Annotated in this window: 13 protein-coding genes and 1 riboswitch; of the genes, 7 read left to right on the top strand and 6 right to left on the bottom strand. The window is 54.3% G+C overall.

What is annotated here, in order from left to right; translation table 11 throughout:
- Positions 1-1,140 (bottom strand): UDP-4-amino-4-deoxy-L-arabinose aminotransferase, encoded by a 1,140-nt coding sequence (gene arnB, locus ACG0Z5_RS15090; protein ID WP_394448645.1) that lies wholly within the window; start codon positions 1,138-1,140, stop codon positions 1-3.
- Positions 1,141-1,817: 677 nt separating this feature from the next.
- Between arnB and ACG0Z5_RS15085 the strand changes: the two genes are divergently transcribed.
- The 3 genes from ACG0Z5_RS15085 (at position 1,818) to ACG0Z5_RS15075 (ending at position 4,242) form a co-directional block, all read left to right on the top strand.
- On the top strand, positions 1,818-2,168 hold the full coding sequence (locus ACG0Z5_RS15085) for a LuxR C-terminal-related transcriptional regulator (protein WP_394448643.1): 351 nt from the start codon (positions 1,818-1,820) through the stop codon (positions 2,166-2,168).
- A gap of 210 nt (positions 2,169-2,378) precedes the next feature.
- Entirely contained in the window at positions 2,379-2,909 is a 531-nt protein-coding gene (locus ACG0Z5_RS15080) for an NlpC/P60 family protein (RefSeq protein WP_394448640.1), read from the top strand.
- A 75-nt stretch (positions 2,910-2,984) separates the two neighbouring features.
- A riboswitch (M-box (ykoK) riboswitch) is annotated at positions 2,985-3,169 on the top strand.
- Between the two features lie 62 nt (positions 3,170-3,231).
- A complete protein-coding gene (locus ACG0Z5_RS15075) occupies positions 3,232-4,242 on the top strand; it encodes a magnesium transporter (RefSeq protein WP_394448638.1) in 1,011 nt (336 codons plus the stop codon).
- 64 nt (positions 4,243-4,306) lie between these two features.
- Here the strand turns inward: ACG0Z5_RS15075 and ACG0Z5_RS15070 are convergent, their stop codons facing one another.
- Together ACG0Z5_RS15070 and ACG0Z5_RS15065 are read right to left on the bottom strand one after the other, a co-directional pair.
- Positions 4,307-4,489 carry a hypothetical protein gene (locus ACG0Z5_RS15070; protein ID WP_394448636.1) on the bottom strand — a complete coding sequence of 61 codons (183 nt, stop codon included), beginning with the start codon at positions 4,487-4,489 and terminating at the stop codon, positions 4,307-4,309.
- Positions 4,490-4,609: 120 nt separating this feature from the next.
- Positions 4,610-5,806: an NAD(P)/FAD-dependent oxidoreductase gene (locus tag ACG0Z5_RS15065; RefSeq protein WP_394448634.1), complete on the bottom strand. Its 1,197-nt coding sequence runs from the start codon at positions 5,804-5,806 to the stop codon at positions 4,610-4,612.
- A 231-nt stretch (positions 5,807-6,037) separates the two neighbouring features.
- Between ACG0Z5_RS15065 and pitA the strand changes: the two genes are divergently transcribed.
- Positions 6,038-7,537 carry an inorganic phosphate transporter PitA gene (pitA, locus tag ACG0Z5_RS15060; RefSeq protein ID WP_394448632.1) on the top strand — a complete coding sequence of 500 codons (1,500 nt, stop codon included), beginning with the start codon at positions 6,038-6,040 and terminating at the stop codon, positions 7,535-7,537.
- A gap of 74 nt (positions 7,538-7,611) precedes the next feature.
- On the opposite strand, the gene uspB is transcribed toward pitA, so the two are convergent.
- Complete coding sequence (uspB, locus tag ACG0Z5_RS15055; RefSeq protein WP_319627112.1) at positions 7,612-7,947, bottom strand: universal stress protein UspB; 336 nt, start codon at positions 7,945-7,947, stop codon at positions 7,612-7,614.
- A 302-nt stretch (positions 7,948-8,249) separates the two neighbouring features.
- Here uspB and uspA point away from each other — a divergent pair, with 302 nt between their 5' ends.
- Positions 8,250-8,687, top strand: a complete 438-nt coding sequence (gene uspA, locus ACG0Z5_RS15050; protein WP_003861223.1) for a universal stress protein UspA — start codon at positions 8,250-8,252, stop codon at positions 8,685-8,687.
- Between the two features lie 225 nt (positions 8,688-8,912).
- On the opposite strand, the gene rsmJ is transcribed toward uspA, so the two are convergent.
- On the bottom strand, positions 8,913-9,671 hold the full coding sequence (gene rsmJ, locus ACG0Z5_RS15045) for a 16S rRNA (guanine(1516)-N(2))-methyltransferase RsmJ (RefSeq protein WP_394448628.1): 759 nt from the start codon (positions 9,669-9,671) through the stop codon (positions 8,913-8,915).
- A gap of 7 nt (positions 9,672-9,678) precedes the next feature.
- A complete protein-coding gene (gene prlC, locus ACG0Z5_RS15040; protein ID WP_394448626.1) occupies positions 9,679-11,721 on the bottom strand; it encodes an oligopeptidase A in 2,043 nt (680 codons plus the stop codon).
- 213 nt (positions 11,722-11,934) lie between these two features.
- On the opposite strand from prlC, the gene ACG0Z5_RS15035 reads away from it, so the two are divergent.
- On the top strand, positions 11,935-12,777 hold the full coding sequence (locus ACG0Z5_RS15035; protein WP_394448624.1) for a 23S rRNA (adenine(2030)-N(6))-methyltransferase RlmJ: 843 nt from the start codon (positions 11,935-11,937) through the stop codon (positions 12,775-12,777).
- A 70-nt stretch (positions 12,778-12,847) separates the two neighbouring features.
- Positions 12,848-14,200 (top strand): glutathione-disulfide reductase, encoded by a 1,353-nt coding sequence (gorA, locus tag ACG0Z5_RS15030; protein ID WP_394448622.1) that lies wholly within the window; start codon positions 12,848-12,850, stop codon positions 14,198-14,200.
- Positions 14,201-14,341: the final 141 nt, after the last annotated feature.

Below are 14,341 nucleotides of genomic sequence, written 5' to 3'. Positions count from 1 at the left end.
TCAATGTCCTGCGAGCTGATGGAGCGCAGAAATGACGCGGGTTGTGTCGTCATGAGTCATATCCGGGAAGAGAGGCAGAGAACATATGCGCGCGCTGTTCCACTCCGTGTTCGGCAGGGAGAGGTTCGGATAGCGTTCGCGGTAATATTTTTGGGTGTGCGCGGCGCGGAAATGCAGGCCGGTGCCGATACCCTGCGCCTTCAACTGTTCCATCAGCCCGTCGCGGCTGATACCACAGCGGGATTCATCCACCCGAATGATAAACAGATGCCAGGCGTGCTGGTGCGGCCACGCCGGAATGGCGAGCGGCTGAAACGGGGTGTCGGCGAGTTCGGTTAAGTAGCGTTGAGCCATTTCAGCGCGTTTAAGATTGGCCTGAGGCAGTTTACCGAGCTGAACCAGCGCCATCGCGGCGTTGATATCCGCCAGGTTGTATTTAAAGCCCGGGGAAATCACTTCCGCCTGCGGCGCTCGGCCATGGGTCTGGCGGTCATAGGCATCGACGCCGAGACCGTGGAATTTCAGGCTGCGAATCCGCAACGCCAGCCGATCGTTATCGGTGACGATCAATCCCCCTTCGGCGCAGGTCATGTTTTTGATTGCGTGGAAGGAGAAAATCGCGGTGCCTTTGTCGCCGACGTGACGGCCTTTGTAGTACGTTCCTGCCGCGTGGGCCGCGTCTTCAATCACCGGAATACCGTGTGGGTCGGCGAGGGCGCGAATGGCATCGATGTCGCACGGCGCCCCGGCGTAGTGAACCGGAATAATGGCTTTGGTGCGCGGCGTGATGGCGGCGGCAACCGCTTCCGGGGTGATCATTAACGTGTCGTTATCGACATCAATCATCACCGGGGTGGCGCCGAGCAGCTCAATCATATTAAGTGTCGACACCCAGGTCTGCGACGGGGTGATCACTTCATCGCCGGGGCCGATATCCAGCGCCATCAGGGTGACATGCATCCCGCCAGTAGCGGAGCTGACGGCAATGGCGTGGCGGTTGCCGGTCAGGGCGCAAAACGCCTCTTCAAGCTGCGCGTTCTTTGGCCCGGTAGTTATCCAGCCGGACTGCAAGACCGCTTTCAGCGCAGCGAATTCCTCATCCCCCATGGACGGGCGTGAGAAAGGTAAAAAGTTACTCATTGATTATCCTTACCCTGAACGTTGGGGTTTAACCAAAAATCATCCTGCGCCAGCGGAGTTAAACGAATTAATAATAAGAAGGGTCGAAAAGCGCGTGGAGATAAACGCCAGCTCAACGCAGTTGAAATTAGCGGAGGTAGATTAGGATAATATTAAGAATGAGGAGAGCCGGGGAAATAAAGCCCACGCTGACAAGGCCGGTGTCCCTCGCAGCCCGAACGAACCCCAACGCGATCCGCACAAATGTAACTGCATGTTTTTCACCGATCGCACTTAAAGGTTATGCAAAACAATCCGTTAACTATTCTCGCGATTGTGTAAAAAAAGATATCTAACATTCTTGAGGTTTACCCCCCGGGACAATAACCGTACTGTTTAGGACGATAAGCAAGCGACTGAAAAAATTTAAAATTAAATACCACCTCTTGTGTTAGTTTCTTTCAATTACCGCTCAGGAATACTCTTCAATTATGAACATAAGCTTCGTTAGCGATAACTTTTACCTGTGCACAGGTATCGAGTCACAGGTTTTCGACTCTCATCAAATCACCTGTAAGCAGGATATTGATGTGTACCTTCAGTCTTATAATCCAGCGCACTATCTGGTGGTGGGAATTGAGAATCTTTTTCTGCGCGATTACTTCATTAAATCCGTGAAGCGACTTAACGTTAAATATATGATTCTGATGCAGGATATTATTAAAGATCACTGCTTCAAGATGGGCGATGTGGTGTTCTCATCAATGGAGTGCACACCGCACTACATCCAGAAAATTGTCCGTTATTTTCCCAAGCCGCGCCAGAATGTCCTCACCCAACGCGAGCTGGACATCCTTGATGTGTTCCACCTGCAAAATGTAAAAATTGCCCGCGAACTGGATATCTCGCAAAAAACCGCCAGCGGCCACCGGGTCAATATCCAGCATAAACTGCGGATGAAATCGAAAAACACACTGGCAATGCTGCGCATCAAAACTGCGATATCACGCAGCAGTGGCTCGCAGTTGCATGGCCTCTTAATACACTAATCTACTACTCCTCTTTTTCCAGCAATCTCACAGGGAGAAATTTTCTCCTTGGCACTTCTGCATTAAATTAATATTTTTCAATCATTTACAACACAGTCATTTATTCGAAAATACAATTCAATCTATTCATATTGCTCATCACGGCTGAAAAAAGTAGCATCATTGCGACTTTTCTTATTTCTTAATATTGCTATTTGTTGATAAGCGCTGATGAATTCTTTACGTATTTTTTTATGGCTGTGCTGTTTATTTGGCTTCCAGTATACAGCCCTGGCGAGCACCTCCGTGCCGCACCATCCCAATAAACCGGCTAACAAGTATCTTGTCGTTAAGCCCGCTAAAACCGCCGCAAATCTTAAGCGCCGCAAGCGTCTGATGCGTGAGTATCAACACTGGAAAGGCACCCGTTACCGTTTGGGCGCAAACTCGCATAAGGCGATTGATTGCTCCGCCCTGACCCGCCGTCTTTATCGTGATGCGTTTGCCGTTAACTTGCCCCGCACCACCGGGGGACAGATCAACCGGGGTAAGAAAGCGAGACAAAAAACCCTGCGCATTGGCGATCTGCTGTTTTTCAAAACCGGGCGGGCGCAAAGGCATGTGGGAATTTACATTGGTGAGGACCGGTTTATCCATGCGTCAAGCCGTAAAGGGGTCACTATTTCACTCCTGAGTAATCCCTACTGGGCCAGCCGTATCATCGCCGCGCGCCGGGTATTAACCGAAACAACAATAAGGTAATTCTAAATACAGCCTCAACCAAGCTCATTTCCTTATCGAATAAATGGTCGACCTGAATATAATGGCCGCACATTTTAACGATCTCGTTATGGCGAGGCTCCTGTACAAATATAAGTTATCGCCCTGATGGTATCGAGAGAGACCACACAGGGAAATACAGGCATCCATCGAATCAAGGTGTTGCCAAGATAACTTCTGCCGGACATTTATGCCGGGCGGATACGTTGTACAGTGCTAAATCCAGGACGTAGGGATCTGCTCAGTTTGCTATTCCTGTCTTGTTTGTTCGCCCCTATGAGGTATTTTTTATAGGGAAATCAACATGTCTCAAATCCAGTTTGCGGCTAACACACCTACCGCCGTTTTTGACGGTGACACCATCAATCACTATATGTCGCAGAATGTTATCGCACTGGCCGATCATTACTGCGTGCATGAAGCCCGTGAATCCTTTCTCAAGCAGCTGCAAAATGATGATATTCCTGGTCATGTTTTTGTGGTCGCCGGAAATAAGCTGCGGGGAATTTTATCCGTTCGAAAATTATTGCAGGAAAGCGATGAGGGCCAGCCCATTTGTAGCCTGATGGACAGCTGCGTCTTTCATGTAAAGCCGGACGATGAACGCCAGCAGGTTGCGGCCAGGCTGGCTGACAGACAGTTAAGCGTGGTGCCGGTGCTGGAAAACGGCGTGCTGGTCGGCGGCCTGATGGAAAAAGAGATTGACCATCTGCTGGCCGATGACGTCACCGAAGACGTTCAGCGTCAGGGAGCGACGCTGCCGCTGGAGCAGCCGTATCTGGACACCAGTCCGGTGGCGCTGTGGAAGAAACGTTCTGTCTGGCTGCTGCTGCTGTTCGTCGCAGAGGCCTACACCAGCAGCGTTATTCAGCATTTTGAAGAGGCGCTCGAATCGGCCATTGCCCTGGCATTCTTTATCCCGCTGCTGATCGGCACCGGCGGTAACAGCGGTACGCAGATAACCTCTACCCTGGTGCGCGCCATGGCGCTCGGCGAGGTACGGTTGCGCGATATGGGGCGGGTTATCCGCAAAGAGGTAACCACCTCACTGCTGATTGCTATCACGCTCGGTGCGGCGGGCTGTTTCCGCGCCTGGATGATGGGTATCGGGCCAGAAATCACGATTATCGTCAGCCTGACGCTGGTGTGTATCACCCTGTGGAGTGCGGTGGTGTCGTCGGTTATCCCGATGGTGCTTAAGCGCGTAGGTATCGATCCGGCGGTGGTTTCCGCGCCGTTTATCGCCACCCTGATTGACGGCACCGGGCTGATTATTTACTTCAAGATTGCACAGACGTTCTTGGGGCTTAACTGAGCGGGAAGGTAAAGTAAAAGAGCCAGCGCTTGGGCTGGCTCTTTCTTATAAAGGGCGACGTGACTTAAACAACCAGCACGCCAATCAGCTGAGACAAGCCGTAGCTTATCATCCATCCAACGCTGACCACTGCGCCTTTTGCCTTTAAGCTCAATCGCTTAAAAGTATCTCGATTCTTTTTATACAGGGCGTAAGTGAGCAAAAGCTTCACCAACAAAGCAGTAATAAGAATAAGATAAAAGTTCATGCTCTCTCCGTGTGCATGCGAACTGTGAAGGGGTTAGACATATTACCTTCCCGTGATAAAAACAGGGAATTATTTTGTGCCTTCTTATAATCCCCTGCTGAAATCACCTGACTGAAAACCTTACGCCTCCACCAGCGCCTGCGCACAGGCCCACGCCGAGGCCCACGCCCACTGGAAGTTGTAGCCACCTAACCAACCGGTCACGTCCATCACTTCGCCGATGAAATAAAGCCCCGGCGCGTTGCGCGCTTCCATGGTCCGGGAAGAGAGTTCGTGGGTGTCCACCCCGCCCAGCGTCACTTCCGCCGTGCGATAGCCTTCGGTGCCGTTCGGCTGGACGCGCCAGTTAGTGAGCGTCTCCACCAGCTGTTGCTGATCTTTACTGTTTAACTGCTTGAGCTGCACGTCCGGGATTTGCCCTAACTGCTGCAAACATTCCACCAGCCGTTTTGGCAACTGCATCGCCAGGGTGTTTTTCAGGCTTTGGTTAGGATGGGCGTTACGCTGCTCATCGAGGAAGGCGTCGAGATCACACTCCGGCAGCAGATTGATGCTGACGAACTCGCCGGACTGCCAGTAACTGGAAATTTGCAGTACCGCCGGGCCGGACAGGCCGCGGTGGGTAAACAGCAAACTTTCACGGAACACGGTGCCGTCATCGGCAGTAATGACCGACGGAACGGAGACCCCGGAGAGCACCTGGAGCTGTTCCAGGAGCGGTTTATGCAGCGTGAACGGCACCAGCCCGGCACGCGTCGGCAACACCTTCAGACCAAACTGCTCGGCAATTTTATAACCGAACGGTGAGGCCCCAAGGCCTGGCATCGACAGCCCGCCGCTGGCAATCACCAGCTTCTTCGCGGCCACCGTGTCGCCGTTAAGCTGTAATACGTAGTCAGCTTCTTCGGTGCGTTCAACGCTGATGATCTCGGTGCGCAGGCGCGTGGTCACGTTGCCCTTTTCGCATTCGGCCACCAGCATCGCCACGATTTGCTCGGCGGAATCATCACAGAACAGCTGGCCGAGGGTCTTCTCATGCCAGGCGATGCCGTACTTGCCGACCAGATCGATGAAGTCCCACTGGGTGTAACGGGCCAGCGCCGATTTACAGAAATGCGGGTTCTGACTCAGGTACGCCGCGGGTTCGACGTACATATTGGTGAAGTTACAGCGTCCGCCGCCGGACATTAAAATCTTGCGGCCCGGCTTTTTGCCGTTATCCAGAAGCAGCACTCGCGCCCCCGCCTGTCCCGCCTGCGCTGCACAAAACATTCCCGCCGCGCCTGCGCCGACAACAATGGCATCAAACCTTTCCACACGCCCGTCCTCTCATTTTGAATGTCGGGAATTGTAAATTTTCCCTTGCGGTACGACCAGTCAGAATTTTTTGATGAATGGTCATGCCTTTGAAACTTATAGAGTAATTCCTGACGCTATTTTTACGTCAGTGAACATATATCAATAAAAGTCTATATTTCTCTTTGCCCACGCTGCGTTTGTCCTGGATAATGCGCCGCGTTCATGTCCTCATAAATGGCGTAACGTCCTATGCTACATTTGTTTACTGGCCTGGATTTACATACCGGGCTTTTATTATTGCTTGCTCTGGGATTTGTGTTGTTTTACGAAGCGATTAACGGCTTCCACGACACCGCAAACGCAGTAGCGACCGTTATCTACACCCGTGCAATGCGTTCCCAGCTCGCGGTGGCAATGGCGGCAATCTTCAACTTCTTTGGCGTGCTGTTGGGCGGTCTGAGCGTAGCCTATGCGATTGTGCATATGCTGCCAACGGATTTGCTGCTCAACATGGGCTCTGCTCATGGGCTCGCCATGGTCTTCTCTATGCTGTTAGCGGCGATTATCTGGAACCTCGGTACCTGGTATTTCGGCCTTCCGGCATCCAGCTCTCACACCCTGATCGGGGCGATTATCGGGATTGGTTTAACCAACGCCCTGATGACCGGCACCTCAGTGGTGGACGCGCTGAACATCCCTAAAGTGATGGGGATTTTCGGTTCTCTGATTATTTCGCCTATCGTCGGCCTGGTGGTTGCCGGTGGCTTAATCTTCATTCTGCGTCGTTACTGGAGCAACACCAAGAAAAAGGCGCGTATTCACCTGACGCCAGCCGAACGTGAAAAGAAAGACGGTAAGAAAAAGCCGCCATTCTGGACCCGTATTGCGCTGATCATCTCTGCCATTGGCGTGGCGTTCTCCCATGGGGCGAACGACGGTCAGAAAGGCATTGGTCTGGTGATGCTGGTGCTGATTGGCGTGGCACCGGCGGGCTTTGTGGTCAACATGAATGCGTCTGGTTACGAAATTACGCGTACCCGTGACGCCGTCAACAACGTCGAAATCTACTTCCAGCAGCATCCTGATTTGCTGAAAAAAGTGACCGGCGTTGACCAGCTGATCCCTTCTCCTGAGCAGGGCGTAACCCAGCCTGGCGAGTTCCATTGTCATCCGGCCAACACCATTAACGCGCTCAACCGCGTGAAAGGGATGCTGGATAACAACATTGAGAGCTACGACAAGCTGAGCGTTGAGCAGCGCAGCCAGATGCGTCGCATCATGCTGTGCATCTCTGACACCACCGATAAAGTGGCGAAGCTGCCGGACGTGAGTGCCGACGATCAGCGTCTGCTGAAGAAGCTTAAAACCGATATGCTGAGCACCATCGAGTACGCGCCTATCTGGATTATCATGGCCGTCGCACTGGCGCTGGGCATTGGTACCATGATTGGCTGGCGTCGCGTGGCGACCACCATCGGTGAGAAAATCGGTAAGAAAGGCATGACGTATGCGCAGGGTATGTCCGCGCAGATGACGGCCGCCGTATCGATTGGTCTGGCGAGCTACACCGGGATGCCGGTCTCCACCACCCACGTTCTGTCGTCCTCCGTTGCGGGTACGATGCTCGTCGACGGTGGCGGTCTGCAACGTAAAACGGTCACCAGCATTCTGATGGCGTGGGTACTGACCCTGCCAGCGGCGATTATCCTTTCTGGCTCGCTGTACTGGCTGAGTCTGAAGTTAATCTAAGCGTTCAGGCACAATAAAAAACGGGTCAGGAAACTGACCCGTTTTTTTTATCTCAGTACTTTTTAAATTAAGAGTCAGTGCCAAATCATCAATGCAATCATGCTGATAATCACCAGGCCACACAGCGCACTGGTTAAGACAAACTGGCGACGAACGCGTTCACAGCGGCGAATAAACTCATCATCATGATGATCGCGATAGCGCTGCGCGTAGATATACCACACCAAACGCACCTGTTTGCCCGGCTGACCGTGGGAGGTAAAAAAGCCTCCGCCATCCACATACTGATAGAGTAAGGGATCGCAACCACGCAGCACCACCAACAGGGCGCGCAATGATGAGAAGTAGCGCGCCATATTCACCACACACACGATACACAAAGCCCAAAACAGCGCGACAGTGCTTACCATATCTCCTCCCCGGCGACCCGCCCACGGAGACTCCCTCCGGGACTACCGCAACCCGAAACTCAACAGACAGTCAGTGAAAGAGTGAGAATCCGGTCACATTAACTTATCCGACCGGCTCTTTTAATAGTGTAGGAGATCCGCTGATTTTTTTGCCACATCCTTAATCGTAATCAATGGATAAAGATAAAGGATTTGTTTAACTAATTGGTGATCAAGGGTCATTGACGTAACTTAAGGCTCGTTTTAAGGTTGAGTTGACTATACTCAATACGTAACCAAAGACTTAAGGAAGGAGTAACACTATGGCTTACAAACACATTCTTATCGCGGTTGACCTCTCCCCGGAAAGCAAGGTTTTGGTCGACAAAGCAGTCTCTATGGCGCGCCCTTACAACGCGAAAGTTTCCCTGATTCATGTCGATGTGAATTACTCCGATCTCTACACCGGCCTGATCGACGTTAACCTGGGCGATATGCAAAAGCGTATCTCTGAAGAAACGCACCACGCATTAAGCGAGCTTTCGACTAACGCCGGGTATCCGATCACTGAAACCCTGAGCGGCAGCGGTGATCTCGGCCAGGTGCTGGTCGATGCTATTAAGAAATACGATATGGATTTGGTGGTTTGCGGTCATCATCAGGATTTCTGGAGCAAGCTGATGTCGTCGGCTCGCCAGCTGATTAATACCGTGCATGTGGATATGTTGATTGTTCCACTGCGTGACGAAGAAGACGAGTAAGTGTTTGGGGGAGGGTGTTCCACCCATCCCTGATATATCGCTCACGGTGGAATTGTTCCGTTCACCAGATGTTCTGCAGGCTCCGTAAACCGTGCATAACGTGAACGGGATAAGGGGAGCACCACGCTCCCCTTATCAATCCCCGTGCCCGAGGGGACTAAGGGTATTGAGTATCTGGCTGAAAATCGCCATAACGGACGTTGGCGGCTAACCGGAACCACCCCCTCATTCCGCTTCTGTCGTCCCCGCATAAATATCAAATCGATGCCCTTTGGTGAGCACCGCATTCGGCGTTTCCACGTTGGCCAGCGGCGGGGCGTAGTCCGGGCGCTTTACTACCACCCGTTTGGTCGCCAGCTGTTGCGCAGGCCCTAACAAGCCATCGGCATCCAGGTCCGGCCCCACCAGCGACTGGAATACCCGCATCTCCTTTTTCACCAGCGCACTCTTTTGCTTGTGCGGAAACATCGGGTCGAGGTACACCACCTGCGGGCGCGGCGTGATATCGGTCAGCGCCGTCAGGCTGGAGGCGTGAATCAGCTGCAAACGTTCCTGCAACCAGCCGCCAATTTCCGGGTCAGCGTATCCGCGCGCCAGACCATCGTCGAGCAACGCGGCCACCACCGGGTTACGCTCCAGCATCCGCACCCGGCAGCCCACGGACGCCAGCACGAACGCATCGCGACCGAGCCCTGCCGTGGCGTCGACGACATCCGGCAGATAACTGCCTTTGATGCCAACCGCCTTTGCCACCGCCTCGCCGCGGCCCCCGCCGAACTTGCGCCGGTGCGCCATCGCCCCACCGACAAAATCGACAAAGATACCGCCGAGCTTCGGCTCATCGCGCTTACGTAACTCCAGATGCTCCGGGGTTAACACCAGCGCCATCAGGTTATCCGCATCGTGTTCCAGACCCCAACGGGCCGCAAGAACAGATAAGGCGCCATCGCTGGCGCCTGATTCATCTACTAAACAGATTTTCACTAACGTGTCAGCCCTTGATGCCGTAATGCTCAAGCATCGCATCCAGCTGCGGCTCGCGGCCACGGAAGCGTTTGAACAGGGTCATTGGCTCTTCGGAACCGCCGCGGGTCAGGATGTTGTCGAGGAACGACTGGCCGGTTTCACGGTTGAAAATCCCCTCTTCTTCGAAGCGGGAGAAGGCATCTGCCGCCAGCACGTCGGCCCACAGATAGCTGTAGTAACCCGCCGCATAGCCACCGGCAAAAATGTGGCTGAAGGCGTGCGGGAAACGGCCCCACGATGGACCCGGCACCACGGAAACCTGTTTCTTGATTTCAGCCAACGTCTCGAGGATTTTCGCACCCTGCTCAGGGTTAAACTCAGCGTGCAGACGGAAATCGAACAGGCCAAATTCCAGCTGACGCAGAACGAACATCGCCGCCTGATAGTTTTTCGCCGCCAGCATTTTATCCAGCAGTTCTTTCGGCAGCGGTTCACCGGTTTCGTAGTGGCCAGAGATAAACGCCAGCGCGTCCGGCTCCCAGCACCAGTTTTCCATAAACTGGCTTGGCAGTTCGACCGCATCCCACGGCACACCGCTGATGCCCGACACACCCGCGGTTTCGATGCGGGTCAGCATATGATGCAGACCGTGACCGAACTCGTGGAACAGGGTTATCACTTCGTCATGAGTGAACAGCGCCGGTTTGCCGCTGACCGGGCGGTTAAAGTTACAGGTGAGATAGGCCACCGGTTTTTGCAGCGAGCCATCGGCTTTACGCATCTGGCCGACGCAGTCGTCCATCCACGCCCCGCCGCGCTTGTGTTCCCGCGCATAAAGGTCGAGATAGAAGCTGCCGCGCAGTTCGTTTTTGTCGTCGTACAGCTCGAAGAAACGCACTTCCGGGTTCCAGACGTCCACGTCTTTACGCTCTTTGGCGGTGATGCCGTAAATGCGCTGCACCACTTCAAACAGACCGTTGACGGCTTTGTTTTCCGGGAAGTACGGACGGAGTTGCTCATCGCTGATGCTGTACAGATGCTGTTTCTGTTTTTCGCTGTAGTAGGCGATATCCCACGGCTGCAGCTCGTCGACACCAAATTCTGCTTTCGCATAGGCGCGCAGCTGAGCCAGCTCTTTCTCACCCTGCGGACGGGCACGTTTCGCCAGATCGGTCAGGAAGTCGAGCACCTGCTGTGGGTTTTCCGCCATTTTAGTGGCGAGTGATTTGTCGGCATAGTTTTCGAAGCCCAGCAGCTGCGCCAGCTCATGACGCAGGGCGAGGATCTCGGCCATTACCGGGCTGTTGTCCCACTTCCCGGCGTTCGGGCCTTGATCGGATGCACGGGTGGTATAGGCGCGGTACATCTCTTCCCGCAACGCGGCGTTGTCGCAGTAGGTCATCACCGGCAGATAGCTCGGGATATCCAGCGTCAGCAGATAACCTTCCTGCTCTTTGGCTTCGGCCTGGGCTTTTGCCGCCGCCAGGGCGCTTTCCGGCATCCCGGCAAGGTCGGCTTCATCGGTGACCAGCTTGGTCCAGCCCATGGTGGCGTCCAGCACGTTATTGCTGTACTGGTTGCCTAATTCGGACAGACGCGCGGCGATTTCGCCATAGCGTTTCTGTTTTTCTTTCGACAGGCCAATCCCCGACAGCTCGAAGTCGCGCAGGGCGTTATCGACCGCTTTTTTCTGCGCGGTATTGAGGCCCGCATAGTTATCGCCCTCGCGCAGGTCGCGATAGGCCTGATACAGCCCTTCATGCTGGCCAACCCAGGTGCTGTACTCAGACAGCAGCGGCAGGGTCTGCTCATAGGCTTCGCGCAATTCCGGGCTGTTTTTGACGGAGTTCAGGTGGCTTACCGGGGAGAAAATACGGCCCAGCACGTCGTCGACCTCGGCCAGTGGCTGGCAGAGACTTTCCCAGCTGTACGGCGCGCCCTGGGCAACGACGCTTTCTACCGCGGCGCGACAATCGTCCAGCGCTTTAGTGACCGCAGGCACAACGTGCTCAGGCTGGATTTTCGAAAACGGCGGCAGTTCGAAAGGCGTCAGTAATGGATTGGTCATAAGCGCGGTCCTGTTGAAAAAGGTGAATGAGGCGCACGTCCGGCGCGGCACATATCTTTGTAGAATGGGGATAATTGTAGAGGATTTCAATGGCAGCGCTTGTGCTTTCGCGGCGACAGAGACTTTTCTGTATACTGTGCCGATACGCTCTATTTTTGCCCGATGGCACTTCGCTTATCGGGCCTACGCTTACAATCTGGAATACGTTTATCCATGCTCAGTTATCGCCACAGCTTTCACGCCGGCAACCACGCCGACGTCCTCAAACACACCGTTCAGAGCCTGATCATTGAATCGCTGAAAGAGAAAGAAAAACCGTTTCTCTATCTCGATACCCACGCAGGCGCCGGTCGTTACCAGCTGAGCGGCGAGCATGCAGAACGTACCGGTGAATATCTGGAAGGCATCGCTCGTATCTGGCAGCAGGATGATTTGCCTGCGGAATTAGAGCCGTATATCAGCGTGGTACAACATTTCAACCGCAGCGGTCAGCTGCGCTACTACCCGGGCTCCCCGTTGATTGCACGCCAGCTGCTGCGCGAGCAGGACAGCCTGAGCCTGACCGAACTGCACCCGAGCGATTTCCCGCTGCTGCGTTCCGAATTCCAGAAAGATGACCGCGCCCGCGTGGAGAAATCCGACGGCTATCAGCAGCTTAAATCCAAGCTGCCGCCTGCATCGCGCCGTGGCCTGATCCTTATCGATCCGCCGTATGAAATTAAAACTGACTACCAGGCAGTGGTATCCGGCATCAGCGACGGCTACAAACGTTTCGCGACCGGCACCTACGCGCTGTGGTATCCGGTAGTGCTGCGGGCGCAAATCAAACGCATGATCAAAGAGCTTGAAGCCACCGGCATTCGCCGCATCCTGCAAATCGAACTGGCGGTACGTCCGGACAGCGATCAGCGCGGCATGACCGCCTCGGGGATGATTGTTATCAACCCGCCGTGGAAGCTCGAACAACAGATGAAAAATGTTCTGCCCTGGCTGCACAAAAAGCTCGTTCCGGCGGGCACCGGTCACGCTACCGTGAGTTGGATCGTACCGGAGTAATCGCAATCATCGGTGGAACCTATGGATTCCAGGTATACAATCGCGGCAATCAACGATTAAGGAAGAAGCTATGACTAAGCATTATGACTACATCGCAATCGGCGGCGGCAGCGGCGGCATCGCCTCCATCAACCGCGCGGCCATGTATGGCCAGAAATGTGCGCTGATTGAAGCCAAAGAACTCGGCGGCACCTGCGTGAACGTGGGCTGCGTGCCGAAGAAAGTGATGTGGCATGCCGCGCAGATCCGCGAGGCCATTCATATGTATGGCCCGGACTACGGCTTCGATACTACGCTTAACCATTTCGACTGGAACAAACTGGTGTCCAGCCGCACCGCCTACATCGACCGCATTCACAGCTCGTACGACACCGTGCTGGGCAAAAATAAAGTGGACGTTATCAAAGGCTTTGCGCGTTTCATCGATGAGAAAACCATCGAAGTGAACGGGGAAACCCTGACCGCCGACCATATTCTGATTGCCACCGGCGGCCGTCCAAGCCACCCGAGCATTCCGGGCGTGGAATACGGCATCGACTCCGACGGTTTCTTTGCCCTGCCTGCCCTGCCGAAACGCGTGGCGGTAGTGGGTGCGGGTTATATTGCGGTCGAACTGGCGGGTGTGATTAACGGTCTGGGCGCTGAAACGCACCTGTTCGTGCGTAAACACGCCCCGCTGCGCAGCTTCGACCCGATGATTGTCGAGACCCTGGTAGAAGTGATGGCTGCTGAAGGCCCAACGCTGCATACCCATGCGGTGCCGAAGGCAGTTGTTAAAAATGCCGACGGTAGCCTGACGCTGGAGCTCGAAGATGGCCGCAGTCAGACCGTCGACAGCCTGATTTGGGCAATTGGCCGTGAGCCAGAAACCGACAATTTCAATCTGGCGGCGACCGGGGTGAAAACCAACGACAAGGGCTACATCGTTGTCGATAAGTTCCAGAACACCAGCGTGCCGGGCATTTACGCGGTGGGCGATAACACCGGTGCCGTTGAACTGACTCCGGTGGCCGTTGCCGCAGGCCGTCGCCTTTCCGAGCGTCTGTTCAACAACAAGCCAGACGAGCATCTGGACTACAGCAACATCCCGACCGTGGTGTTCAGCCATCCGCCAATCGGCACCATCGGCCTGAGCGAGCCGCAGGCGCGTGAACAGTACGGCGACGATGCCGTGAAAGTGTATAAATCCTCTTTCACCGCGATGTACACCGCCGTCACCTCTCACCGTCAGCCGTGCCGTATGAAGCTGGTTTGCGTTGGCCCGGAAGAGAAAATTGTCGGTATCCACGGCATTGGTTTCGGGATGGACGAAATCCTGCAAGGCTTCGCCGTGGCGCTGAAAATGGGTGCCACCAAGAAAGACTTCGACAATACCGTCGCCATCCACCCGACAGCTGCGGAAGAGTTTGTGACGATGCGTTAATTCGCACTCATCAATTCATTCTGAGCCCCGTGATTTCACGGGGCTTTTTATTGTGCACAGAAAACCCCCAGCTAGGCTGGGGGTTCCGTAAAGCTTTCAGCTTTGAGCCAGTTATCAAAACCCCTTTTGATTTGTTAAAAC

The sequence above is a fragment of the Scandinavium sp. M-37 genome (assembly GCF_043558715.1).
In the GTDB taxonomy this organism is placed as follows: Bacteria; Pseudomonadota; Gammaproteobacteria; order Enterobacterales; family Enterobacteriaceae; genus Scandinavium; species Scandinavium vulneris_A.
The sequence above is the reverse complement of the archived record's forward strand: the minus strand, read 5'-3'. Positions and strand labels throughout refer to the sequence as shown.

Coding starts and splice junctions, on each gene's coding strand:
- prlC (WP_394448626.1), bottom strand. CDS start 11,721: ATGACCAATCCATTACTGACGCCTTTCGAACTGCCGCCGTTTTCGAAA.
- gorA (WP_394448622.1), top strand. CDS start 12,848: ATGACTAAGCATTATGACTACATCGCAATCGGCGGCGGCAGCGGCGGC.
- ACG0Z5_RS15035 (WP_394448624.1), top strand. CDS start 11,935: ATGCTCAGTTATCGCCACAGCTTTCACGCCGGCAACCACGCCGACGTC.
- ACG0Z5_RS15075 (WP_394448638.1), top strand. CDS start 3,232: ATGTCTCAAATCCAGTTTGCGGCTAACACACCTACCGCCGTTTTTGAC.
- ACG0Z5_RS15080 (WP_394448640.1), top strand. CDS start 2,379: ATGAATTCTTTACGTATTTTTTTATGGCTGTGCTGTTTATTTGGCTTC.
- pitA (WP_394448632.1), top strand. CDS start 6,038: ATGCTACATTTGTTTACTGGCCTGGATTTACATACCGGGCTTTTATTA.
- uspA (WP_003861223.1), top strand. CDS start 8,250: ATGGCTTACAAACACATTCTTATCGCGGTTGACCTCTCCCCGGAAAGC.
- ACG0Z5_RS15085 (WP_394448643.1), top strand. CDS start 1,818: ATGATTCTGATGCAGGATATTATTAAAGATCACTGCTTCAAGATGGGC.
- ACG0Z5_RS15070 (WP_394448636.1), bottom strand. CDS start 4,489: ATGAACTTTTATCTTATTCTTATTACTGCTTTGTTGGTGAAGCTTTTG.
- arnB (WP_394448645.1), bottom strand. CDS start 1,140: ATGAGTAACTTTTTACCTTTCTCACGCCCGTCCATGGGGGATGAGGAA.
- uspB (WP_319627112.1), bottom strand. CDS start 7,947: ATGGTAAGCACTGTCGCGCTGTTTTGGGCTTTGTGTATCGTGTGTGTG.